Source organism: Arthrobacter citreus (genome assembly GCF_038405225.1).
GTDB lineage: Bacteria > Actinomycetota > Actinomycetes > Actinomycetales > Micrococcaceae > Arthrobacter_B > Arthrobacter_B citreus_A.
In genome coordinates this window covers 359,574-380,752 of record NZ_CP151657.1, presented here as the reverse complement: position 1 = coordinate 380,752, position 21,179 = coordinate 359,574, and the positions used below count along the sequence as shown (strand labels likewise).

At 67.7% G+C, this 21,179-nt stretch carries 21 protein-coding genes; 6 read left to right on the top strand and 15 right to left on the bottom strand.

All coding sequences use genetic code 11. The features are described 5' to 3' along the window. Positions 1-77 precede the first annotated feature (77 nt). Positions 78-917, bottom strand: coding sequence for a hypothetical protein (locus AAE021_RS01850; RefSeq protein ID WP_342023975.1), 840 nt, complete (start codon positions 915-917; stop codon positions 78-80). A gap of 149 nt (positions 918-1,066) precedes the next feature. On the opposite strand from AAE021_RS01850, the gene xseA reads away from it, so the two are divergent. Both xseA and AAE021_RS01840 read left to right on the top strand, forming a co-directional pair. After that, the gene (xseA, locus tag AAE021_RS01845) at positions 1,067-2,350 is read left to right on the top strand and encodes an exodeoxyribonuclease VII large subunit (RefSeq protein ID WP_342023974.1); all 1,284 of its coding nucleotides are present in this window, start codon (positions 1,067-1,069) and stop codon (positions 2,348-2,350) included. Between the two features lie 65 nt (positions 2,351-2,415). Continuing rightward, positions 2,416-2,655 carry an exodeoxyribonuclease VII small subunit gene (locus AAE021_RS01840; protein WP_342025282.1) on the top strand — a complete coding sequence of 80 codons (240 nt, stop codon included), beginning with the start codon at positions 2,416-2,418 and terminating at the stop codon, positions 2,653-2,655. A 10-nt stretch (positions 2,656-2,665) separates the two neighbouring features. On the opposite strand, the gene AAE021_RS01835 is transcribed toward AAE021_RS01840, so the two are convergent. From AAE021_RS01835 to AAE021_RS01800, 8 genes are all read right to left on the bottom strand, one after another. Then, the gene (locus AAE021_RS01835) at positions 2,666-3,883 is read right to left on the bottom strand and encodes a pyridoxal phosphate-dependent aminotransferase (protein ID WP_342023973.1); all 1,218 of its coding nucleotides are present in this window, start codon (positions 3,881-3,883) and stop codon (positions 2,666-2,668) included. 86 nt (positions 3,884-3,969) lie between these two features. Further along, the gene (locus AAE021_RS01830) at positions 3,970-4,935 is read right to left on the bottom strand and encodes an ABC transporter substrate-binding protein (RefSeq protein ID WP_425362433.1); all 966 of its coding nucleotides are present in this window, start codon (positions 4,933-4,935) and stop codon (positions 3,970-3,972) included. Beyond that, positions 4,932-5,678 carry an ABC transporter permease gene (locus AAE021_RS01825; RefSeq protein ID WP_342025280.1) on the bottom strand — a complete coding sequence of 249 codons (747 nt, stop codon included), beginning with the start codon at positions 5,676-5,678 and terminating at the stop codon, positions 4,932-4,934. Before AAE021_RS01825 ends, AAE021_RS01830 begins: the two co-directional genes overlap by 4 nt. Before the next feature lie 47 nt (positions 5,679-5,725). Then, positions 5,726-6,499 (bottom strand): ABC transporter permease, encoded by a 774-nt coding sequence (locus tag AAE021_RS01820; protein WP_342023972.1) that lies wholly within the window; start codon positions 6,497-6,499, stop codon positions 5,726-5,728. Between the two features lies 1 nt (position 6,500). Then, positions 6,501-7,643 (bottom strand): ABC transporter ATP-binding protein, encoded by a 1,143-nt coding sequence (locus AAE021_RS01815; RefSeq protein ID WP_425362432.1) that lies wholly within the window; start codon positions 7,641-7,643, stop codon positions 6,501-6,503. 97 nt (positions 7,644-7,740) lie between these two features. Continuing rightward, entirely contained in the window at positions 7,741-8,190 is a 450-nt protein-coding gene (locus AAE021_RS01810) for an NUDIX hydrolase (RefSeq protein ID WP_342023971.1), read from the bottom strand. Then, positions 8,183-9,109 carry an N-acetylglucosamine kinase gene (locus AAE021_RS01805; RefSeq protein WP_342023970.1) on the bottom strand — a complete coding sequence of 309 codons (927 nt, stop codon included), beginning with the start codon at positions 9,107-9,109 and terminating at the stop codon, positions 8,183-8,185. The genes AAE021_RS01810 and AAE021_RS01805 overlap by 8 nt, the downstream gene beginning before the upstream one ends. Before the next feature lie 61 nt (positions 9,110-9,170). Continuing rightward, positions 9,171-10,415 (bottom strand): MFS transporter, encoded by a 1,245-nt coding sequence (locus tag AAE021_RS01800; protein WP_342023969.1) that lies wholly within the window; start codon positions 10,413-10,415, stop codon positions 9,171-9,173. A 196-nt stretch (positions 10,416-10,611) separates the two neighbouring features. Here AAE021_RS01800 and AAE021_RS01795 point away from each other — a divergent pair, with 196 nt between their 5' ends. Further along, positions 10,612-11,130: an Lrp/AsnC family transcriptional regulator gene (locus tag AAE021_RS01795; protein ID WP_425362431.1), complete on the top strand. Its 519-nt coding sequence runs from the start codon at positions 10,612-10,614 to the stop codon at positions 11,128-11,130. On the opposite strand, the gene AAE021_RS01790 is transcribed toward AAE021_RS01795, so the two are convergent. The 4 genes from AAE021_RS01790 to galU all read right to left on the bottom strand — a co-directional run bounded on the left by AAE021_RS01790 (position 11,101) and on the right by galU (position 15,013). Beyond that, positions 11,101-12,363 carry a phosphotransferase gene (locus AAE021_RS01790; protein WP_342023967.1) on the bottom strand — a complete coding sequence of 421 codons (1,263 nt, stop codon included), beginning with the start codon at positions 12,361-12,363 and terminating at the stop codon, positions 11,101-11,103. The two genes, AAE021_RS01795 and AAE021_RS01790, sit on opposite strands and share 30 nt — an antisense overlap. Positions 12,364-12,375: 12 nt before the next feature. Continuing rightward, a complete protein-coding gene (locus AAE021_RS01785) occupies positions 12,376-13,395 on the bottom strand; it encodes a hypothetical protein (RefSeq protein WP_342023966.1) in 1,020 nt (339 codons plus the stop codon). Positions 13,396-13,485: 90 nt separating this feature from the next. Then, positions 13,486-14,103, bottom strand: coding sequence for a GNAT family protein (locus AAE021_RS01780; protein ID WP_342023965.1), 618 nt, complete (start codon positions 14,101-14,103; stop codon positions 13,486-13,488). Positions 14,104-14,107: 4 nt separating this feature from the next. Continuing rightward, positions 14,108-15,013 (bottom strand): UTP--glucose-1-phosphate uridylyltransferase GalU, encoded by a 906-nt coding sequence (galU, locus tag AAE021_RS01775; RefSeq protein ID WP_342023964.1) that lies wholly within the window; start codon positions 15,011-15,013, stop codon positions 14,108-14,110. A 102-nt stretch (positions 15,014-15,115) separates the two neighbouring features. Between galU and AAE021_RS01770 the strand changes: the two genes are divergently transcribed. From AAE021_RS01770 to cpaB, 3 genes are all read left to right on the top strand, one after another. Further along, the gene (locus tag AAE021_RS01770; RefSeq protein WP_342023963.1) at positions 15,116-15,745 is read left to right on the top strand and encodes a 5-formyltetrahydrofolate cyclo-ligase; all 630 of its coding nucleotides are present in this window, start codon (positions 15,116-15,118) and stop codon (positions 15,743-15,745) included. 92 nt (positions 15,746-15,837) lie between these two features. Further along, positions 15,838-16,158, top strand: a complete 321-nt coding sequence (locus AAE021_RS01765) for an FmdB family zinc ribbon protein (RefSeq protein ID WP_342023962.1) — start codon at positions 15,838-15,840, stop codon at positions 16,156-16,158. 98 nt (positions 16,159-16,256) lie between these two features. Continuing rightward, on the top strand, positions 16,257-16,931 hold the full coding sequence (gene cpaB, locus AAE021_RS01760) for a Flp pilus assembly protein CpaB (protein WP_342023961.1): 675 nt from the start codon (positions 16,257-16,259) through the stop codon (positions 16,929-16,931). Between the two features lie 8 nt (positions 16,932-16,939). On the opposite strand, the gene AAE021_RS01755 is transcribed toward cpaB, so the two are convergent. Next, positions 16,940-17,158: a hypothetical protein gene (locus AAE021_RS01755; RefSeq protein ID WP_342023960.1), complete on the bottom strand. Its 219-nt coding sequence runs from the start codon at positions 17,156-17,158 to the stop codon at positions 16,940-16,942. After that, complete coding sequence (locus tag AAE021_RS01750; RefSeq protein WP_425362430.1) at positions 17,155-21,063, bottom strand: DUF4011 domain-containing protein; 3,909 nt, start codon at positions 21,061-21,063, stop codon at positions 17,155-17,157. Before AAE021_RS01750 ends, AAE021_RS01755 begins: the two co-directional genes overlap by 4 nt. Positions 21,064-21,179: the final 116 nt, after the last annotated feature.

The window sequence follows — 21,179 nt, the reverse complement described above, 5'->3', positions numbered from 1 at the left end:
GGGTGCCCCGGCATCGAATGGGCCTAAGGCCCGGGCGTCCGCTATGGGCGCACCTGCGGCATACCCCGGTTCCTTGTTCAGGGGCGGCGTCCGTAGGCGCTGCGGCGCACACGGGCCCCACTTAGTGACCGTGCCAACAGTCCCACAACCAGCAGCACCGCTGCCCCCAGGAGGAAGGGAATCGTCCAGGCCTGCAGGCTTGCCGCAGCTTCGGTGGAAAAAGCGGCAGCGAATGTTTCGGCAACGGCGCTGCCGTACGCCGGGCGGGCGGCGAGCGCCGGAAGACTGCCCGCACCGATCCACATCAGTCCCCCGGCGAGCAGCGTCCCAAAGCCGAGCCAGGCCATTGCGGCGGTCCGGCTCCTGGCAACCAGCAGGGCCAGGACGGCGGCAGCCGCGGCGCCGAGCGCCAGATACGGCCAGGCGCCGGCCACCGACACCAGCGATTCCACGTACTGGCGCCGGTCCTCCCCGGTAAGCGGCACCGGCGAGGTTTCGGGCGGGGCCACCTCTATTCCGGTTTCACTGCCCACGGCGTTGACCACCAGCCCCACCAGGGGTGCCACGTCCAGCGCGATCGCACCATCGCCGTCGAACGTTTGGGTGTGTGAGCGGCGCAGTGTTTCGTTCCACGCCTGGGGGTACTCGGGCAGCGCCTGCACCCCCTGCACGGCGCCGGTAATCAGCGGTTCGACAAGACCGGCGATGGCGTCGGGCACCTGCAGATTCTCGGCCGCCTGCCGTCCGATCGCCTCGGAAAGGTTCTGCTGAAAGGCGGCGTCAGTTCCCAGCGGCTGGCCCAGGGCGGTGAAACCGTCGTCGGAGACCACGTTTTCCGACAGCCAGGCGGAACAGAAAGCGGCTACCGCCAGCAGGACGGCCACCAGGCCAAGAAGCGCCGAACCAAAAGTTCGCATAAATTCTTTCCTCGTTCTTTCGCAGAGCGGAAGGGACACTATGGTTCAGCAGAGCATGGTTCAGCAAGGCGGGGCAGCCGGCACGCCCGAAATCCAGCAGTCCGGGTTCGGCACGCGCGTTGTGGGCGGCACCTGATAGACATTAACTTATGCAAGACCCCCTAGACCCCTCCGGTCCCGATGAAACCGCTCCCACGAGCCTTCCGAAAACTGCCGCGGAAACAACTCCCGAGAACCCCTGGCCGCTGCAGCTGCTGTCCCGGAACCTCAAGACCTACATTGACCGCGCCCCGGCCACCTGGGTGGAGGGGCAGGTCATTGAGCTGAATAAGCGGGCCAACGCCTCGTACATCACACTGCGCGACGTCGATGCGGAGATATCGCTCTCGCTCACCGTGTGGAGCGCCGTCATGAACCGGCTGGAGCTTCCGCTCGAACGCGGCGCCCGGGTGGTGGCCCAGGTCAAGCCCGATTTTTGGGTCAAGACCGGACGGCTGTCCATGCAGACACGAGACATCCGCCCGGTTGGCATCGGTGACCTGCTGGCCCGGATTGAACGCCTGCGGCAGTCCTTGGCGGCCGAGGGACTGTTCCGCGAGGACCGGAAACTTCCCCTGCCCCTGCTGCCTTCACGGATTGGGCTGATCACCGGCCGCAACTCCGATGCCATGAAGGACGTGATGCGCAACGCCGCCCTCCGCTGGCCCGCTGTGGCCTTCGAAGTTCGTGAAGTGGCAGTGCAGGGCGTCAACGCCGTAGCCGAGGTCAGCCGTGCGCTGGCGCAGCTCGACGCCATGCCCGAAGTGGACGTGATTGTCATTGCCCGCGGCGGCGGCTCGCTGGAGGACCTGCTCCCGTTCAGCCATGAGGACCTGGTCCGCGCGGTCTCTGCGGCACAGACTCCGGTGGTCAGCGCCATCGGCCACGAAGCGGACCGGCCGCTGCTGGATGAGGTGGCGGACCTGCGCGCCTCCACGCCCACCGACGCCGCCAAGCGGATTGTGCCGGATGTGGGTGAGGAACTGCACCGCATCGGCGCCGCACGTGCCCAGCTGCGGCGCATCGTGGAGCTGACGGTCGGCCGGGAAAAGGAACGGCTGAACCACATCAGGTCCCGTCCCGTCATGGCCGCACCGGAAACCATGATCGACGGGCGGGCCCAGGACGTCACTCGCCTGCGGGAACGGGCCCTGTCCTGCATGGTCTCGGAGGTCCGGCGGGACACCGACCGCATTTCCCACCTCCGGGCCCAGGTGCGCGCCCTGTCGCCGCAGAACACGCTGGACCGCGGCTACGCCGTCGTACAGCTTGCCGACGGCGCCGTGGTCCGGGACGCGGCAGCTGTTCCCGCCGCAGCACACCTGCGCATCCGGGTGGCGGTTGGCGAACTGGCAGCCACCGCCGAATCCGACCCGGCGGAAGGCGCAGCATGAGCGAAGCGTCCTCCTCCCCCGCGCAGAACCCCACAGCACACTCCAACCCGAAGGACAGCACCGATATGAACCCCGCAGCACACGAAGCATCAGCAGTTCCGGCCGACATTGAAGCCATGAGCTACGAGCAGGCGCGCGATGAACTGGTCTCGGTGGTCGGCCGGCTGGAAACCGGCGGCGCATCGCTGGAGGAATCCCTGGCCCTGTGGGAGCGCGGCGAACAGCTGGCAACGCGCTGCGAGTCATGGCTCGAGGGCGCACGGCGCAGGCTCGACGCGGCCCGGGACCAGGCACGCGCCGAGTAGCCTGCGGCGGTTACTGCTTGTAGCTGGCCAGGAACTCGCCGAGCCGGATCATGGCATCCTCGATGTCCTCCACGTTCGGCAGCGTGACCATCCGGAAGTGGTCCGGGCGCACCCAGTTGAACGCCGTTCCCACGGAGATCAGGATCTTCTGCTGCTTGAGCAGGTCCAGGGCAAACTGCTCGTCGCTTTCGATCGGATAGACCTCCGGATCCAGCTTCGGGAACAGGTACAGCGCGCCCATGGACAGTTCGCAGCTGACCCCGGGAATGTCGTTGAGCATCTTGTGGGCGAGGTCCCGCTGGGCCTTGAGCCGGCCGCCGGGCAGGATCAGGTCGTTGATGCTCTGGTACCCGCCCAGCGCCGTTTGGATGGCGTGCTGGCCCGGCACGTTGGCGCACAGGCGCATGTTGGCCAGCAGGTTGATGCCCTCGATGTAGTCGGCGGCCTCGTGCTTGGGTCCCGAGATCGCCATCCAGCCGCTGCGGTAGCCGGCAATGCGGTAGGCCTTGGACAGTCCGCTGAAGGTCAGGCACAGGACGTCGTCGCCGGTGATGGACGCTGAATTGATGTGCACGGCGTCGTCGTACAGGATTTTTTCGTAGATTTCGTCCGAGAAAATGATGAGCCCGTGCTTGCGCGCCAGGTTCACGATCTCCTTGACGATGTGCTCCGGGTACACCGCCCCGGTGGGGTTGTTCGGGTTGATCAGCACAATGCCCTTGGTGCGGTCGGTGATCTTGGACTCGAGGTCCTCGACGTCGGGCCACCAGTGCGCGTCCTCGTCGCAGAGGTAGTGCACGGCCGTGCCGCCGGCCAGCGACACTGAAGCGGTCCACAGCGGATAGTCCGGTGCCGGCACCAGGATTTCGTCGCCGTTGTTCAGCAGGGCCTGCATGGACAGGGTGATCAGTTCGCTCACGCCGTTGCCCAGGTACACGTCGTCGACGTCGATGCTCTGGATACCGCGGCTTTGGTAGTACTGGACGACGGCGGTGCGTGCGGAAAAGAGGCCCCGGGAGTCGCTGTACCCCTGGGCTTTGGGCAGGTGCCGCACCATGTCCACGAGGATGGCCTCCGGCGCCTCGAAACCGAACGGCGCCGGGTTGCCGATGTTCAGCTTCAGGATCCGGTGGCCTGCCGCCTCCATGCGCTGGGCATGCTCCAGCAGGGGGCCGCGGATGTCATAGAGAACGTTGTGGAGCTTGTGCGACTGCTTGAATTCTGCCATTCAAACATGTTGCCACAGACAGAGGACCCCCTTTGCGCATGTGAAGCGAAAAGGGGGTCCTTGAGGGGTAACCGTGCGGTCAGGGCTTAGGCGAAGCCCTTTTCCTCAAGCCACATCCGGGCCGCTTCGCTGGGGTCCATTTTCTGGTCCCCGCTCACGGCCTGGTTCAGCTCGATCAGGTCCTCGGTGGTCAGCTGTGCCGACACCTGGTTCAGCACCTCTGTGGCTTCGTCCGACAGTGCGTCGCCGGAGGCCAGCGGCACCACCTGCTGGGCGGGCCAGTTCTGCTTCGGATCCTCCAGGACCACCAGGTCGTTTTCCTCGATGGCGGGGGTGGTTGTGTAGATGTCGGCCACCTGCACCTCGTCCTTCAGCAGGGCGTCCACGGTGAGCGGGCCGCCGCTGTCACCGATGGGGGTGAACTCCTTGAAGACGCAGCCGTACTTCTCCTCCAGGCCGGGCAGGCCCTGGGCTCGTTCCTGGAACTCCGCAGGTGCGGCCAGCGTCAGCTGGTCGCAGACCTTGGCCAGGTCCTCGATGCTCTCCAACTGATACTTTTCGGCCGTGGCCTGGGTGACCACCATCGCGTCCTTGTTCTCCGCATCCGAGGCCTCCAGGATGACCAGCCCCTCCGGCAGGGCTGCGGGCAGGGCATCGACAATTTCGCCGGCGTCCACCAGTTCAGTATCCGAGTCCACTCCCACGAGCAGCGCTCCGGTGTATTCCGGGATCAGGTCAATGGACCCGTCTTCGAGTGCGGGAAGGTATACCTCGCGTGAACCAATGCCCAGCTTGGTCTCGGCCTGGATGCCGGCGCCGTTCAGTGCGCCTGCATAGATTTCGGCGAGGGTGCTGGACTCGGGGAAGTCAGCCGAACCCACCACAATGGTCTCGGTGCTCCCGGCGGCCGCCGTTTCCGACGGCTCTTCCGACGCCAGCGGGTCACCTCCGCCGCCGCCGCTGCAGCCGGCCAGGACAAGGGCCAGGGTGAAGCCTCCGGCCAGGGTGGCCAGGCCCTTCCGCCGGGGGTTCCGGCGCGTGTGCTGCATCATGATTTTCCTCCTAGTGAGCCGGCGGCGGCAGTTCCGCTTCCGGTAGGTATGGGTGCTTTATCGGCGGCGGCAGCCGCCGGAGAAGGGTGGCGGTCTTGGAGACCGGGTGAAATGACAAACCGTGCTGCCAACGCAATCATGCCGTCGACGGCGAGCGCCAGCACGGCGATGATGACCGCACCGCCAAAGACCCGGCCGTAGTCGCCCAGGGCCAGCCCGTCGATGAGGTACCGGCCCAGCCCCCCAAGGTTGATGACGGCTACCACCGCCGCGGTGGCCACCACCTGCAGGGTGGCGCCGCGCAGCCCGCCGAACATCACCTTCATGCCGTTGGGCACTTCCACCCGGAACAGGATCTGCAGTTCGGTCATGCCCATGCTGCGAGCTGAATCCACGATGCTGCGGTCCACCGCGGCGATCCCCGAGTAAGTTCCCGCCAGCAGCGGCGGAACCGCCAACAGGACCAGGGACCAGATGGGCGGCATCAGGCCCAACCCGGCGAGCAGCACGAACAGGGTCAGCATTCCGAGGGTTGGCAGGGCGCGCAGCAGGCCCGAGACGGCAACAACCGCAACCTGGCCGCGGCCGGTGTGGCCGATGTAGAGGCCCAGCGGGACGGCGATGGCAACCGCAATCAGCAGGGTCAGGCCGGTGTACTGCAGATGTTCCATGGTGCGCAGCGGAATTCCGGCGGCTCCTGTCCAGTTGGCCGGGTCGGTGAGCCATTCCCAGCCCTGGCCCATGGCGCTGGTGCTGGTGTACTCGGTGCGCGGGATGGTTACGGGCATGGTCAGGCCCCCTTTAGTGCGGCGTCGGGGGCGGTGGCCAGCGTGCTCCCCGGCACCCGGGATCCGCCGCCGGTGCTGCCGGTGCTGCTGCGTCCTGCCGGGTTGTCCCCGTCCGGTCCCACGGCGGAGGTGCTTCCGCGTCGTCCAGCCCGCAGCCAGGGGGTCAGGGCGCGCTGCAGGAGCACGAAGACCAGGTCCATCAGGAACGCCAGCACCAGGGTGGCGACGATGCCAACCACAATCTCGGTGATGAAATACCGCCGCAGTCCGTCGCGGAAGAAGAAGCCCAGGTTTTCCACGCCAATCAGTGCCCCCACGCTGACCATCGAAATGTTGCTGACCGAAACCACGCGCAGCCCGGCAATCAGGACCGGAACCGACAGCGGCAGGTCCACGGTCAGGAACCGGCGCAGCGGCCGGTATCCCATCGCCGTCGCAGCCTGCCGCACGCCGTCGTCAACCGAGTTGAAGGCGTCAACGGCCACCCGCAGCATCAGGGCCACGGCATAGATGGTCAGCGCAATGATGATGTTGCTGATGTCCAGGATCCGGGTGCCCAGGATGGCGGGCAGCGTCACGAAAAGGGCCAGGGACGGGATGGTGTAGAGCAGCGAGCCGGTGGCGAGCACCGCCCCGCTCAGCCGCCGGTTGCTGCGGATCAGGGCCGCCAGGGGCACCGCGATGACGACGCCCAGCACCAGCGGCACAATTGACTGGTACAGGTGCAGTCCGGTCAGCCGGAACACCTGGTCAGTGTGGGCGAGGAACCACTCCATCTCAGCCTCCGCTCCGCTGCAGCCGGGCCTGCTCGATTAGGGCCAGCACCTCGTTGGGCCGGATGGCACCGATGACCCGCTGTTCGCTGTCCACTGCCACGCCGATCCCGGCGGGTGATGACAGCGCGGCATCGAGGGCCTTGCGCAGGTTCTCGCCTTCCCGGTACAGCGAGCCGCCCGGCACCAGCCGGTCCGGTGTTGTCACGGCAGCCCGGTCCCGGGCCGGGACCCAGCCCAGCGGCCGGCCGCCGTCGTCAACCGCCAGCGCCCAGTTCCCGGTCACGGCCACCGCCGGATCCGCCAGCCGGGCCGGATCCAGCAGCTGGACCGGATGCAGCGGAACATCGGAGCCCGCTTGGAAGGACAGATGCCGGAAGCCCCGGTCCCGGCCGACAAATCCGGCCACGAAGTCATCCACCGGGGCCCGCAGGATCTCCTCGGGCGCGGCGTACTGCGCCAGCCGCCCGCCCACGGCAAACACGGCAACCTTGTCGCCGAGAATGGTTGCTTCGTCAATGTCATGGGTGACAAAGACAATCGTCTTGGCCAGGTCACGCTGCAGCCGCAGCAGCTCTTCCTGCAGCTCGGCCCGGACCACGGGGTCCACGGCGCTGAACGGTTCATCCATGAGCAGCACGGGCGGGTCCGCGGCGAGTGCGCGGGCCACGCCCACCCGCTGCTGCTGTCCGCCGGACAGCTGGCCCGGGTAGCGTCCGCCCAGGGCCGAAGCGAGCCCGACGACGTCGAGCAGTTCCGCTGCCCTGGCCCGCGCCCGCGCCTTGGACTGGCCGAGCAGCCGGGGCACCGTGGCCACGTTGTCCAGCACGGTGCGGTGCGGCATCAGGCCGGCGGACTGCATGACGTACCCCATGGACCGCCTCAGCTCCGGCGCTTTGACCTCGCTGACATTGGTGCCATCCACGGTGATGGAGCCGGCGGTGGGGTCGATCATGCGGTTGATCATCCGCAGCGAGGTGGTCTTGCCGCAGCCGGACGGACCGACAAATACCGTCACGGAACCGCGGGCGATGTCCAAACTCAGGCCATCCACTGCGGGAGCCGGAGATCCGGCATAGGACTTGGTCACGCCGCGGAAACTGATCATCGGCTCGGCGGTCCGGCGTGCGGGGTCCGTCGGGGTCATGGGGAGGCCTTCCGTTGGAATCTTGGGGGGTCCTGCGGAGCTGGTGTCCTGCCGTGAGTTCAAACGGTAGGACACAGGGTTGGAGTAGTCCAGTTGTTCATTCGGAGCGGACGGCGTTGTGGATGGCCAGCTTAAGCCCCACCTGCACCAGCGGCGTGGCGCCCAGCCCGGAAACTTGGTCCAGGGCCACCCAGGCCGCCTCATCGGTGCTGCCGGCAAGCTCATGGGTCAGTGTTCCCGAGGTGACGCGGGCGCGGTAAATGATCCGCAGTGCGTGCAGCAACCGCGGCTTTTCGCCGGGGAAACGCCGCTCGGGCGGAATGAAGATGCTGTCCACGCCCAGGAGCTCCTGGGTTTCGACGCCGTATCCGGTTTCCTCACGGACTTCGCGCACGACGGCGGCCGGCGCGTCTTCCTTCAGCTCCAGGCCGCCGCCGGGAAGCGTCCAGCCCGAGTAGCCGTGGTCGTTCCAGTGCGACAGCAGGATGCTGCCGTCCCGGATGATGACGGCATAGGCGCCGACCCGGACGTCGAAGTCATCAGCCACGCGGCGCATCCCCTGCCGCAAGGAAGCCGGCCCCGTGGACCGGATCACGGTGCAGGAAGCGGATCTCCCGCAGCCCTGCCCGTTCCAGGTCCTGCCGCAGCTGCTCCTGGAGCAGCGGCTGGTGCATGCCCATGCCGCCGCCCACCACCACGGGGCCGTCGATGCCCAGCATGCGGGCGGTGTCCGCTGCCAGCCCGGCCAGATGACGGGATGCGGCCGCCACGATTTCTACGGCGGCGGGGTTTCCCTGCAGCGCCGCGTCGAACACGACGCCGGCTTTGGCTGCCCAGTAGCGCCGTCCGGTTTCGCGGGAATGGAAGAGCGAAATGAGCTGTACCGGCCCGGTCACCGAACATGCCCGCATCAGACCAGCGCCCAGCTCATCCGGCTCCCCGCCGAGGTTGAAGGTGCGCAGGGTATGACGCACCGCTTCCCGCGCCACCCAGTAGCCGCTGCCCTCGTCACCGAGCAGGTAGCCCCATCCTCCGCACCGGGCTTCCTGTCCGGCAGGGTTCAGCCCCCAGGCCACCGAACCGGTGCCTGCTATGACCGCAATGCCCGCCGGAGCCTCGCCGGCGGCCAGGATCAGCCGGGTGTCGTGGATGACGTCCACCGCTGCGCCCGGGACGTGGGGGGTGATGAGCGCGCGGAGCGCTGCGGCGTCGTCGTCGGTGTCTATGCCCCCGGATCCGGCGATAACCCGCCCCACCGGACCCGCGTCCAGCGCAGTGAAGATTTCAGCGAGGTGTGCAGCGGCCTGTTCGGCGCTGACGTTCTGCAGGTTGGCGCTGCCCGCGACCGCTTCGGCGGCCGGTACGCCGTGGCGCAGGAGCAGTCCGTGGGTCTTGGTGCCGCCGATATCGAGTCCGATGACGCTGCCGTCAGGGCCGGCGGGTGTCCTCTCGCGGGAGATGTGCATTGAACCAGCCTACTTTCCATAGGACCGGCTGGGTACGTTCCCGGTCCCGGCGGGTAATCCGTCAGGCGTGCGTGCTCCGGCGGGCCCGGACCAGCGCGTAGGCGCAGAGGATCGCGCAGCTCAGCGCGATGGCGGCCGAGAACCAGGCCACTGCCGTGGGAAGGCCCCAGGCTGCACCTGCGGCACCGAGTCCGAGCACCGGAATGGCGCTGCCCAGGTACGTGATGACGTACACCGTGCTGATGATCTGTGCGTGCTGCGCGGCTTCCACCTTCGCGGCGACGTCGTTGAACACGGCCCGGAAGGCCATGCCCTGGCCGAAACCGGCGGCCAGTGATGCGGCGATGAGCAGGACAACGCTGCCCAGGGCGCCGGCCGCCGGAATCAATGCGACGCCGGTTCCCATCAGGGCCAGACCCGCCGGGACCACCAGCCGTCCACGGATGCCGGTGAGCTGGCTGACGGCGGACGCCGCCAGTGCCAGGGCCGCGAGCAGGCCAACGACCGGGCGGGCGGATGTGCCCGCAATGCCGGCGAAGTAGGTGGGAGCCAGTGACAGGTAGAACCCGAAAACGGCAAAGCTCAGGAAGCCGGTGACCGAGGCCATCCAGAACTGGGAGCGGGCCTGGTGCGAGACGGCGAGGCGGCGCGGCCGCAGTGCCGCCAAAGCCCGGCCCAGCGGTGGGACCGCGATGGCAGGACGTGCCTTGAGCAGGCACAGCGGAACCAGCAGGCCGGCAAGCACCACTGAGTGGATGAGGAACGGAGTCAGGGTGGGGGCCGGCAGCAGGGACAGCAGTCCGCCGATGACGGGGCCGGCGGCCACTCCTCCGGCGGAAACCATCAGCGTGAACCGGGTGGCCCATTCGGGCCGGTGCGGCAGCAGTTCACGCAGTGCCGCCGAGCTCGCACCGGTGGCAAGGGCCACCGAGGCGCCCTGCAGCGCACGTCCCACGATGAGCGCTTCCATGCTGGTGGCGGTGCCGAACAGCACTCCGCCCAGGAGGCTGACGACGCCGGCCAGGACAAGGGCCGCCCGGCGGCCGATGAAGTCGGACCAGTGCCCCACCAGCAGCAGCCCGGCGATCAGGACGATCACATACGCGGCAAACGCCACGGTGACGCCGAAGTGGGTCAGCCCCAGGCGCACCCCGAGCAGCGGATACAGCGGCGTTGCGAGGTTGGCACCCACCAGCAGGGTGGTCATGACCGCGAGGGTCAGCAGCAGGCGCGGCCGGCGGGCGGCGTCCCATTCGCGGCGGCCGGACTGGGCCGGCCTCATCCGCAGTTCGTTCAGGACTGTCACCGCGCGTTTATTACCCTTCTGCGTTCGCTGGGCCGCCGTTGCCGGGCCCGTTCAGGGCAGGTCGCCGGCGCAGCGCGTCCTCATCGAGATTTCGAACTATTTCCCCTATAGGATGGGGCCTGCAGGGTCTTATGGGGCGTTAAATCTCCCCCTATTGACCGTTATGATCAATATTCTCCGTTTTCCTTGAGAGGAGATGCGCGCATTGGGCAATCTGGATGCCATCGATCTTCGGCTGCTGCTGGAGTTGGTGCGGGACCCACGCGCTCAGATCGGTGAGCTGAGCGAGACCCTGGGCATTGCCCGGAACACCACGCAGAGTCACTTGAAGCACCTGGACCGGGCCGGACTCGTCCGTCCCGGTGGACGCGACGTGGACCTGGCACGGCTGGGCTACGACGTCCTCGCCTTTGTGACCATCGAGGTGTCCCACCGGGAGCTGGACACGGTGATTGCCGGGCTGCGCACGCTGCCGCAAATCCTGGAAGTCCATGAGATCTCCGGCCACGGTGATGTCTGGTGCCGGCTGGCTGCCACCGACACGCAGCACCTGCAGCAGGCTCTGCGTTCGGTGCTGCGGATCAAGGGCGTCATCCGCACCGAGACGGTGCTGGCCCTGCACGAGCACATTCCGTACCGGAGCGAACCACTCCTTCAGAAGCTGGTGCCCGCGGAACAGGGCCGTTCAGCTGCGGCCGCGGGCCCGGCCCAATAGGTCCTCGGCGGCACCCAGCGCACGCTTTGCCGCGTCCGGGCCGCGTACGGCCGCTCCCGCCACGAGGGTAAGTGCCACGCCGGCCGAACGGCTGTAGAGCGCAGCCGGGCCGGCGCTGCGGGCAAAACTCCGGGCACAGCGTTCGGCCGCACCCTGCAGCCCGGCGTTCTCCGGCGTCAGCGCTGCAAGCACCGCCAGGTGTCCCACGAAACACGCGAGGTCATCAACCCGGTGTCCCGGTCCCATCCCGTCGACGTCGAGCATTCCGGTGATCCGCAGGTCCCCGCCGCCGTCAGCGAGCATGTTGCCGCCGTGGAAGTCTCCGTGGGAAGGCACCAGCGGGCCCGGATCGGTGGCGCGGACCATGGCCGCAACCCCCTGGGCGCAGCGCTCTATTCGTTCGGCTCCTTCCGGCAGCGCGACGGCGGCCCCGGCGCCGTAGTCAAGAATGCGTTCGGACCAGGCGGGCCGGCGCGGCAGGAGCAGAACCCCGGAAGGGAGCCGGTCCAGCAGCCCTGTCAGGACGGCGGGGTCCAGGCGGTGCGGCCCGGCCCCCCGCAGTTCCTGGTGCAGTGGCCGCCCCGGGAGCGCACCGAGCACCAGGACGCCATCGCTGGCTGGCCCGGCACCTGACGGGGGTTCCAGCAGCGGTGGAACCGGCAATCCGGCCGCCGCTGCCAGGTGCAGACGCTCCCGCAGCCCGGCGGCCAGGTGGGGCTGCGGAACCTTGAGGTAGGCAACGGCGTCCTGATACGCTCCGCGGACAACCGCCCGCCGCAGCGGGCGGTAGGCCACCAGCTTCAACGTTGCGCGGGCAGTATCGCTGTCTGCACCGAAAACATCCCGTGCCACCGCCTCGGCGTTCGTCGCCCATGGCAGTCCGGAAAGGATCGGATCGCGCGGGTGGATCCACAACCGCACGGTTGTGCCGCCCAAGTCAGCACGGAGGGCGGAACCGGCGTCGGGAAGGTTCGCCGTTGTGGCCCCCACGTGAAGACGCACGGCTTCGCGTGTGTGCCTGCCTGCGCCGGAACGGGGCACGGCATCAACGCGGTAAAGGGCGCTGACGCCGGCGCCGGGGCGGTGGTGGGAGCGCAGATGAATCCAGGCTGCGGGCCTCAGTCCCAGCGGCCGCAGGGCGGCGGCCAGGGGCCCGGACATCCCGTCGCCCTCCAGCAGCGCTTTGGCGGCGCCTTCGGCTGTACCCGCGTTTTTCCGGCTGCCCGGACTCATGCCAGAGGAACGCTAGGCGCGGCGGCGCTGCAGGACGTCGTCGAGATTGATCTTGCCGGTGCTCGGCGATGCGGCGTCAGTGACTTCCGCAGCCGGCGGGCGAAGGGACGTGCGTGCTGCCGGTTTGGGCGGCTCCGGCAGAACCAGGGGCTCCGGCGCGGGGCGCTGGGCAACCGGTGCCTCAACGTAGGTCGGTTTGGGGACGGCTACCGGCTCCCACGGGGTGGTGGAGGTCTTCGGCGGGCCGGCCGGTGCCGCAGGTGCTGCCTTGGCGGCAACCTCCAGCGCGGCGGTGCGCAGTTCCTCGGCCGTGGGCCGGCGGTCAGATGCTCCCGGCGCCGTGGTGACGGAGGACGCTGCGGGGGCCGCGTGCTCAACTGAAGTATCAGATCCGGCGGTGCTTTGGGCGTCGAAGAGCACGGTCTCGCGGTACTGCAGGGGCTCTTCGCTGCGGGCCGGCGCAGCACCCTGCTGCAGTGACACGTCCTGCCGGGGTGAGTCATCCTGCCGCGGGGCTGCGGGGCGGCCGGCGCTCATGGCTGCCCGGAAGGCGGCATCGACGCGGCGCCTGCGGTCCCGCACGGCAAGGGTCCGCAGGGACACAGTTGCGGCAGCCGTTACGGCCAGGGCCGCACCGGGGAACCACCAGGAAACGGGTCCGAACAGGGCCAGCGGCAATCCGATGACGATGCAGGCAAGAGCAAGCGCTCCCGCCAGTGCCAGGGCAGAGCGTCCGTAACGGATGCGGAGCTCGGGCTGCCGGCGCGGGAACGAATCCGGTGTGTGGGAGGCGCGTGCCGGTGCAGCGGCGTCCTGCGGCCGGGAGGTGGAGGCGTTGTACATGATGTTCCCCTGCTGGGACAGACCATCGGCGGAGATGGAGGAGCGGATGACTGTTGACGAGGGAGCTGGAGCACCGGCAACCGGCACCGTGGAAAGACCAGATCTGCGGAAAACATAGGGACCAACCCACAGCAGCCAAAGGCCGACAGTGGCGGCCAGGATCAGGGAGCTGTTGAGAGGGAAGTCCACATCTACGACGTTATGAGCTAATACACACGGCGGCCCGCATTGCCGCCGGTGTGTCGGCGTTCAGACGTGAAAATGGGCCTCAATCCGCGCTCACCGCTGCGCCAGCCACCGGTTCAGCAGCCCCTCGGGCACATCCTCGGTGGTGAGGGCAAAGCTTCGGTGATCGGCCCATCTGCCGCCGATGTGCAGGTACCGCTCGCGCAGCCCCTCATCCCGGAAGCCCAGTTTCTCCACCACCCTCAGGCTCGCCGTGTTTTCCGGCCTGATGTTGATTTCCATGCGGTGCAGTCCGAGGACGCGAAAACAGTGGTCAGTGGCCATGGCCACCGCCGTTGGGGCGATCCCCCGGCCGGCCCGCGCCTCGTCCACCCAGTATCCGAGCGTCGCCATGCGGGCTGAGCCCCAGACGATGGTCGAAACCGTCAGCTGACCGGTAATGGCCGGCGGGCTGCGCAGCCCGCCGCGGCGTTCGGTGATAACAAAGGGCAGCGCCGAGTCCTGGCGCGCCTGCTGGTTGAGGCTGCGCACCATCGCGGCGTAAGAGGGAAGTTCGCCCCCGGGAAGCGGGTTGCTCGCTTCCCAGGGTGCCATCCACTTGGCGTTGCGCACCCGGAGCTCGGTCCATTCACGGCGGTCACGGTAACGGATGGGCCTCAGGCCCAGATCTCCGCATTCCAGCGTCACCGGCCAGATGGCCGACCCCCACACAACATCAGCTTTCGAGCGTACCGGTGAAGCTCTTGAGCCACTCGCGAAGGTCCGGGCCCAAGTCTTCGCGCTCGGAGGCCAGGGTCACCACGGCCTTGAGGTAGCTGAGCTTGTCTCCGGTGTCGTACCGGCGGCCGCGGAAGACAACACCGTAGACTCCGGCACCCTCTCCGTCTTCCTGCGCGGCAAGGGTCTGCAGCGCATCAGTCAGCTGGATTTCACCGCCGCGGCCCGGTCCGGTTTCCTCCAGCACGCCGAACACTGCCGGGTGCAGCACGTAGCGGCCGATAACGGCCAGGTTGGACGGTGCCTCGTCAACCGACGGCTTTTCCACCAGCTTGTTGACGCGGACGTAGTCCTCGCCCTCAACCACGGAGATGTCGGCGCAGCCGTAGGAGCTGATCTGTGAGGGTTCCACCTCAATGAGGGCGATGACCGAACCACCGGTTTTCGCCTGGACCTCAACCATCTGCTTCAGGAGCTCGTCACGGGCATCAATGAGGTCATCACCGAGCAGGACGGCGAAGGGCTCGTTACCCACGTGGAGCTTGGCGCGCAGGACGGCATGTCCGAGGCCCTTGGGGTCGCCCTGGCGCAGGTAGTGAATTTCGCCCAGTTCCGAGGCGGCACGGACCATGGCGAGGCGTTCCAGGTCGCCCTTGTCTTCCAGCGTCTTTTCAATGAACGGAACGCGGTCAAAATGATCTTCCAGCGAACGCTTGTTGCGGCCGGTAATCATCAGGATGTCGGACATCCCGGAATTAACGGCTTCTTCCACGACGTACTGGATGGCGGGCTTGTCAACCACCGGCAGCATTTCCTTCGGCATGGCCTTGGTGGCCGGCAGGAATCGGGTACCCAGCCCGGCGGCGGGAATAACGGCTTTGGTTACGGTGGCGCGTGAAGTCATGTCCGTAAGAGTACATAAGCACAGGCCTCTTTCACCAAATACCGGCCGGTTATACCGGCCCGTTTCGCCGATTGTAAGCAGTCTCTTTGCAAGAATGGACCAATGATGGACTTCCCTGTCCCCGCACCGAAGGAACTGGTTCGGGAAAAGTACCGCCGGCTGCGCCGGGAACTGCCCCCCACGGCCCCGCCGGCGGCCGGCGCTTCCCTCGCCGAACACGCGCTGTCCTCCGTCCCGGGACTCGTTCCCCCCGGCAGCACGGTGGCGGCCTATTTGTCCGCCGGCCGGGAACCCGGCACCCTGCCGCTGCTTCATGGCTTGCGGGAGCGGGGATACGACGTCGTGGTCCCCATCTGCCAGCCGGACCGCCGGCTGCTGTGGTGCCGCTGGAGCCCTGATGCGCCGCTGGTTCCAGGGCTGTTTCCGTCGGTTCCGGAACCTGCGGGGGAACGGATGCCGGCGGCAGAACTTCCCCGGCTGAACCTCGTGCTGGTTCCGGCCCTGGCGGTGGACCACACCGGCGTCCGCATGGGCAAGGGCGGCGGTTATTACGACAGGTTCCTGTCCGGTCTCCGGGCCGCCGGAAACACCGCACCGGCGGTGGGCATTGTGTACGACCACGAGTTTGCCCCTGCCGGAAGCTGGCCCGCGGATCATTTCGACCAGCCGATGGACGCTGTCCTGACGCCGTCGGGATGGAAAACACTGCCGCGGCACCCGGTGTATAGTTAGCACTCAAGGCCACCGAGTGCCAGCTGCCGTTTTTTGACGGACCAGCGGGGCCAGGGGCCTGACATCTTGGTTTTCAGGAGGAGTAAGTAACAGTGCCTACGTATGCCTATGCCTGCAAGGACTGCGGTTCCGCTTTCGACATCCAGCAGTCCTTCACCGATGACACCCTGACCGTATGCCCTTCTTGCAGCGGAAATCTGCGCAAGAAGTTCAACAGCGTGGGCGTCGTCTTTAAGGGATCGGGTTTCTACCGCACCGATTCCCGGGACGCCAAGAACACGGTGCCTGCAGCGCCGGCCAAGTCCGACAGCACGTCGGCCGGCGCTTCTTCCCCGAAGTCCACGGAGTCCGGCTCGTCGGCTAAACCGCAGTCCGCAGGTTCAGCGGCCGGCACCGGTTCCTCCGCCGCATAGTTCCTCCCCACCCCCTGCCGGCCCACCCGGCAGCCGGAGTTTTCCACCGGTACCGGCAGTGCATCCCGAGGGTTTCCCGCAGCGCCTAGGTTCGGTGTGTGCTTCCTTTTTCCGCGCCGCATGCCGGTCCCGCCGCCGCTGCCGCTTTGCGCCTGCGGCGTTTTCTCCTGCGGCGGCGGCGCCTGCTTGCCGCCCTGCTGTGCTGCGCCGCTGCCGGTACCGCCGTTCAGGCACTGCTGCCGCCGGACCCAGGCGAGGTTTCCCTGGTGGTCACGGCGGCTGACTTGCCTGCCGGAGCGCTGTTGACGGCCCGGGACCTTCAAACGGTGCCGGTGGCGGCATCCGGCGTTCCGCCCGGATCCTTCACCGATGCCGCTCAGCTGTCCGGCAGGCGTCTGGCAACCCCCTTGGAGCGGGGAAGCCCGCTGATGCAGACGTCACTGGTGGGGACCGGACTGCTGACTGGTGCTCCCCCGGGTTCGGTGGCCGTAGCCGTCCGCCCCGGCGATCCCGCACTCGTCCAGCTCATCTCGGCGGGACAGCTCGTGGACGTCATTCTCGGCGGTGCCGAGGGAGAACCGGGAACCGCATCCCCCGTGGTGCTGGCAGCGGATGCACCGGTCCTGTGGACTTCCCCGGAGGGCACCGGCCAGTGGCCCGGGTCAGAGGAAAGCGGCGCCGTTGTGGTGCTTGCGGCCGCCCCCGCTGAGGCGGCGGCGCTGGCCGCAGCATCCGGATCGGGCCGGATCCACTTGGTCCTGACCGGAGGGTGATCCGGGTTTCAGTCCCAGTGGGGAGGACGCTGTTCGAGCAGCCATGAATCGCGGTCCTCGGGCCCGTCGCCCCACACCCGCGGATCGTCATCCGCAGCCTTGGCCTTCAGCACCGACGGCTCCGCCGGCGCCCGGGACTCTTCAGACGATTGAGACGGCTGAGACGGCGTGACGGGCTTCGGCGCGCTTCCGCCGCTGGCCCGCCGGTGCGGTTTCCGGGGGCTCACGGCCGGCGCGCTTCCGCCTCAGGAACCTGCGGGCCAGCCTCCTTGCCGGGGGTAACCGTTCCACGTTCCCGGATTCGGCTGCTGCCGTGAGGAACAACAGGCTGGCTTCCGCGGCGGGCCATGGTTCCCCGCACTGACGCGGCCGGGGTGCCTGCCTTTTCTCCGCCGTCCTTCGGCGCCGGCAGGTTCAGGTAGCGTCCCACCAGGTCTGCACATGCGGAGGGGTCGCTGAAGACCTCGATGGTCCACAGCGGCATGTAGCGCCATCCAAGCCGTTCCAGCAGCTGCGGGCGCAGCCGGCTGCGTTCCCGCACGCTCATGGTGCGGTAGCGCTCCGTGCCGTCGGACTCGATAGCCATCGGCACGGCGGGATCGGCGTCGCTGCTGCTGCGGTCCACGGTGGCAACAATGTCGATGGTCCCCTGATAGTGGTCCCAAACCTTTGCGCCCCGGGCCCGGAGCCGGTTGACCAGGTCCGCCACCAGCGGATCCTCGTCCATGATGCCGCCGGTGCTGGTGTCGCGTCCGCCGGAACCGTTGAAGGTGATTCCCGCGTCGATGCGCGGGATGGAGGCTGCCCCGGACGAAGGGCTCAGTTCACGGCTGATCAGCTCGTAGAAGTCGAGTGCTCCATACCCCAGGCGCGATTTATCGAGGTCCTCGGGCCGGAAGCAGGTCAGGACATGGAGCTTGCTCCGTGCACGGGTCATGGCCGTCAGGAACTTGCCACGGCCGTCGGACGCGGACAACGGGCCGAAGGTGTGCAGCGCGCGCCCATGCGGAGTGCGGCCGAAACCGAGCGAGAAAATCACGCAGTCCCGCACCAGGCCGGCGGCACGGTCCACGGGGACCACGCGGAAGGATTCCTTGCCCGGAGTGAAGAAGTCCGAAGCCCAGGGGAAGTTGGCCATCTGCACCCGGATCGCCTCAGCCACACGCACGGCGTGCCGCGGGCTGGCCGTGACAACTGCGAGGGACTGATGCGGCCGGCGGCGGATGTGCTCAAAGACCAGGTCCACCACCCGGTTCACCTCGGCGGCGACGCTTTCGACGCCCTCATGATCGGCGCTGGGCATGCCCGTTCCGTCAGCAAGGTACTCCACAACCAGCGCCCGCTCGTCGTCGGACACATCAGTGCCGCGCGGAACGGTGGTAAGCCGGTCATCGTAGAAGCTGCGGCTGAGCTGATGCAGCAGGCCGCGGTCCGTTCCGCGGTACACCGTGGACAGGGTCCGGGTCGGCAGGACCTGGGCCAGGGCTTCGAACGCGCTGACGAGGTCATGCTGCTCGCCTGCGGGACGCGCCGGCTCGACGCCGATGGTGAACGGCCGTGGTCCGCCCAGCTGGCCGTCGCCAAAGGCAACAACCTGCGCCGCGCGGGCCAGCGCGGGCACTGCGGACTGCAGGGACGTGGACTCGGCATCAAGGACAATCACCGTGTCGAAGGTCCGGTCTCCGGGCAGCACCATGGGAAGCACCAGCGGGCTCGCGGCCCAGACCGGCAGGAGTGCGGAAATCAGGTCCTTCGGCTGGCTGCACAGGTGCTGCAGCGTCAGGGGGCCGTTCTTGATGGCATCGCGGAGGGTCGCGGCGTCGGAAGCCGACGCCTTCACCCCGCGACGCCAGCGCTCAGCCAGGGCAAACCGGACGCGGGAGCTGCCGGAGGCGATGTGCGCATTGTCGGCCAGCCGGTATTCGGCCTCCAGCCGGCGCAGGCTGTCGCCGTCACTCATGGCCAGGTAGTCGTCGCCGCTGATCATCGCTTCGAGGGCCGACTGCCACCAGGCCAGTTCCAGCTCATATCCCACCTGCCGGGGCTGGACCTCCCGTGCTTCCAGGTCATCCAGCAGTTCGCCCAGGCCCTGGCCGCGCATCTCGTCGAGCAGCAGGGTGCGCTCGGGCAGCGTTTCGAGGGTTTCCCGGTCTCCGGCCAGTGCGTCGAGCTGCTTTTCCAGCTCGTCCAGCGTCAGCTCCGCGAGGTTTGGCTTTGCGGGCGTGCCCTCGAGGATTGCGGTGAGGGTGTCGAGCTGGTCCTTCACGGTGATGTAGGAACGGTTGATGTCCGCCAGCCCGGTGGCCACCGAGGGATGGCGCTGGGTGGTGGCATAGCGTGCCCAGGTGGCACGCTGCTGCTGGACCTCGACCAGCGATGAGTGCAGGTCCGAGATGTGCACGCCCGGCCGGATGTATTCCTTGGCCACCCGGCGCAGCCGGGAACGGGTCATGGAACTCATGTCGACGGCGCGTTCGCGGCGCCAGGATGAGGACGCCGTGGCGGAAATCAGGTCACTGACCGGGCGGTCGAAGATGTCCGGAGTGAACTTGTCGAGGCTTTCCCGGACGGCCACCAGCAGTTCCAGCTGTTCGCCCCACTGGGCAAAGGTCTCGCCCAGGCGGATCTGCGAATGCTCGGCAACAGCCTGCACCTTGGCCCGCAGCTCCGGCAGGTCCCGGGCCAGGCTCTGGGTCAGTTCGTAGGCTTCTTCGGTTTCCTTGCGGTTGAGCAGCTTGGCGCCAAACCACGGGCTGGTGGTGGCGGCGCGGCTGAAGCTTCCAAGCTCCGCTGCGCGGCGCAGCCGGCCGGTCAGTTCGGTGCGGTCCGTGATGCTGTCCAGGACGCTGCGCTTGAGCCGGACGGTTGTCGCCGGTGCCGGGCTCATGGAGGTCAGCTCGGCCAGGGACTGCATGGCCTGGTACGGCGAGCAGCCCCAGCGGCGGCGCACGTTGTGCAGCGACTTAACGTGGTCGCGCAGCTGGTGGCGGTTGGCCACCAGGACCTTGTGCAGGCTGTCCAGGTCCGGTGCGGCGGCCTTCTCGTTGCGGACGATGGCCCGGACCAGCTGGTCCTTCAGCTGCTGTTCGGTGACTCCGGCGTTGAGCTGGAGCACCGCTGAACCCAGATTCAGCGTGTCGAGCTCGGAGACGAACTGGTTCAGGGTGCCACGGCGTTCGGCAACCACAAGGACCGATTTTCCGGCGTGGACCAGTGCCGCGGCGGCATTAAGGGCTGTTTGGGTCTGTCCGGTGCCCGGAGGGGCGGAAACCACCAGGGACTGGCCGTCCAGGATCAGGTCCAGGACGTCCTGCTGCTCGCTGTCGGCGTCCAGCACCAGGAGCTCGTCGGCCGGCATCCGGTCATCAAGCGGCGGGAGGCCCGGTTCCTTGGCGGCGGGGGCGCCTGCGCTCTTCCCGCGGGCGGCGTCCATCAGTCCCCGCAGGATGGGGTGCGCCGGGTCCAGTGCGCTGTCTTCGGAAAGATCGGAGAGATCGGCGAAGGTGGAAACGAGGAGCCGGTGCTCAATGTTGATGCCGCGGACGCCCTCGGTGACGGCGCGCAGTTTTTCCAGGACCGGGTGCGGATCGAAACGCGCCGTGCCGTAGGCCAGCCGGGCCAGGGACTCGACGTCGATGTCCAGCTCCTGTTCCTGCTGCAGGTGCCGGACAAAGGCGGGGTTCAGGGAAGCCTTGTCGGTGAGCTGGAGTTCGTAGTCGTCCTGCGAGGGATGCACTGTCAGCGACACCGGTGTCAGCAGGACCGGGGCGGTCAGCGATTCGGGGCGGACGGCGTCGTCGGCGGCGTAGCGCCAGGATGCCGTTCCGGCGGCGAGGTATCCGACGTCGATGCCGCGGTCGGTGCCCAGTTCATAGATCTTGGCGCGCAGCAGGCGTCCGGCTTTCATGGCCGCGCCGTACTGCTCCGAGTCACGCAGCAGGGTGGAGAGCCGGGTCCGGCGCCCTGCCAGCAGCTGGGCGAGCCCGGAAGGATGCGCGTGAGTCAGGTCGATGCTGTTGGAGGCTGAGGGGGTGAAATGCAGAAGCGTGTCCGATCCGGCATGCTGCCCCAATTGTCCCAGCCAGGGCAGCAGGAAGTCCGAGGCGTTGTCCCCGGGATTCTGCTCAGACACAGGTGCCCTCTTTTCTGCACTTCCGCGCGGCGTTCTTGACCAAATCGGCATACCTTCCAAACTATCGCTTCTTGCCGGGTTTGCCCGGCATAGCAACGCGGGGGACAGCCTGGTTA

Coding starts and splice junctions, on each gene's coding strand:
- AAE021_RS01850 (WP_342023975.1), bottom strand. CDS start 917: ATGCGAACTTTTGGTTCGGCGCTTCTTGGCCTGGTGGCCGTCCTGCTG.
- xseA (WP_342023974.1), top strand. CDS start 1,067: ATGCAAGACCCCCTAGACCCCTCCGGTCCCGATGAAACCGCTCCCACG.
- AAE021_RS01840 (WP_342025282.1), top strand. CDS start 2,416: ATGAACCCCGCAGCACACGAAGCATCAGCAGTTCCGGCCGACATTGAA.
- AAE021_RS01835 (WP_342023973.1), bottom strand. CDS start 3,883: ATGGCAGAATTCAAGCAGTCGCACAAGCTCCACAACGTTCTCTATGAC.
- AAE021_RS01830 (WP_425362433.1), bottom strand. CDS start 4,935: ATGATGCAGCACACGCGCCGGAACCCCCGGCGGAAGGGCCTGGCCACC.
- AAE021_RS01825 (WP_342025280.1), bottom strand. CDS start 5,678: ATGGGCCAGGGCTGGGAATGGCTCACCGACCCGGCCAACTGGACAGGA.
- AAE021_RS01820 (WP_342023972.1), bottom strand. CDS start 6,499: ATGGAGTGGTTCCTCGCCCACACTGACCAGGTGTTCCGGCTGACCGGA.
- AAE021_RS01815 (WP_425362432.1), bottom strand. CDS start 7,643: ATGACCCCGACGGACCCCGCACGCCGGACCGCCGAGCCGATGATCAGT.
- AAE021_RS01805 (WP_342023970.1), bottom strand. CDS start 9,109: ATGCACATCTCCCGCGAGAGGACACCCGCCGGCCCTGACGGCAGCGTC.
- AAE021_RS01795 (WP_425362431.1), top strand. CDS start 10,612: ATGCGCGCATTGGGCAATCTGGATGCCATCGATCTTCGGCTGCTGCTG.
- AAE021_RS01790 (WP_342023967.1), bottom strand. CDS start 12,363: ATGAGTCCGGGCAGCCGGAAAAACGCGGGTACAGCCGAAGGCGCCGCC.
- galU (WP_342023964.1), bottom strand. CDS start 15,013: ATGACTTCACGCGCCACCGTAACCAAAGCCGTTATTCCCGCCGCCGGG.
- AAE021_RS01770 (WP_342023963.1), top strand. CDS start 15,116: ATGATGGACTTCCCTGTCCCCGCACCGAAGGAACTGGTTCGGGAAAAG.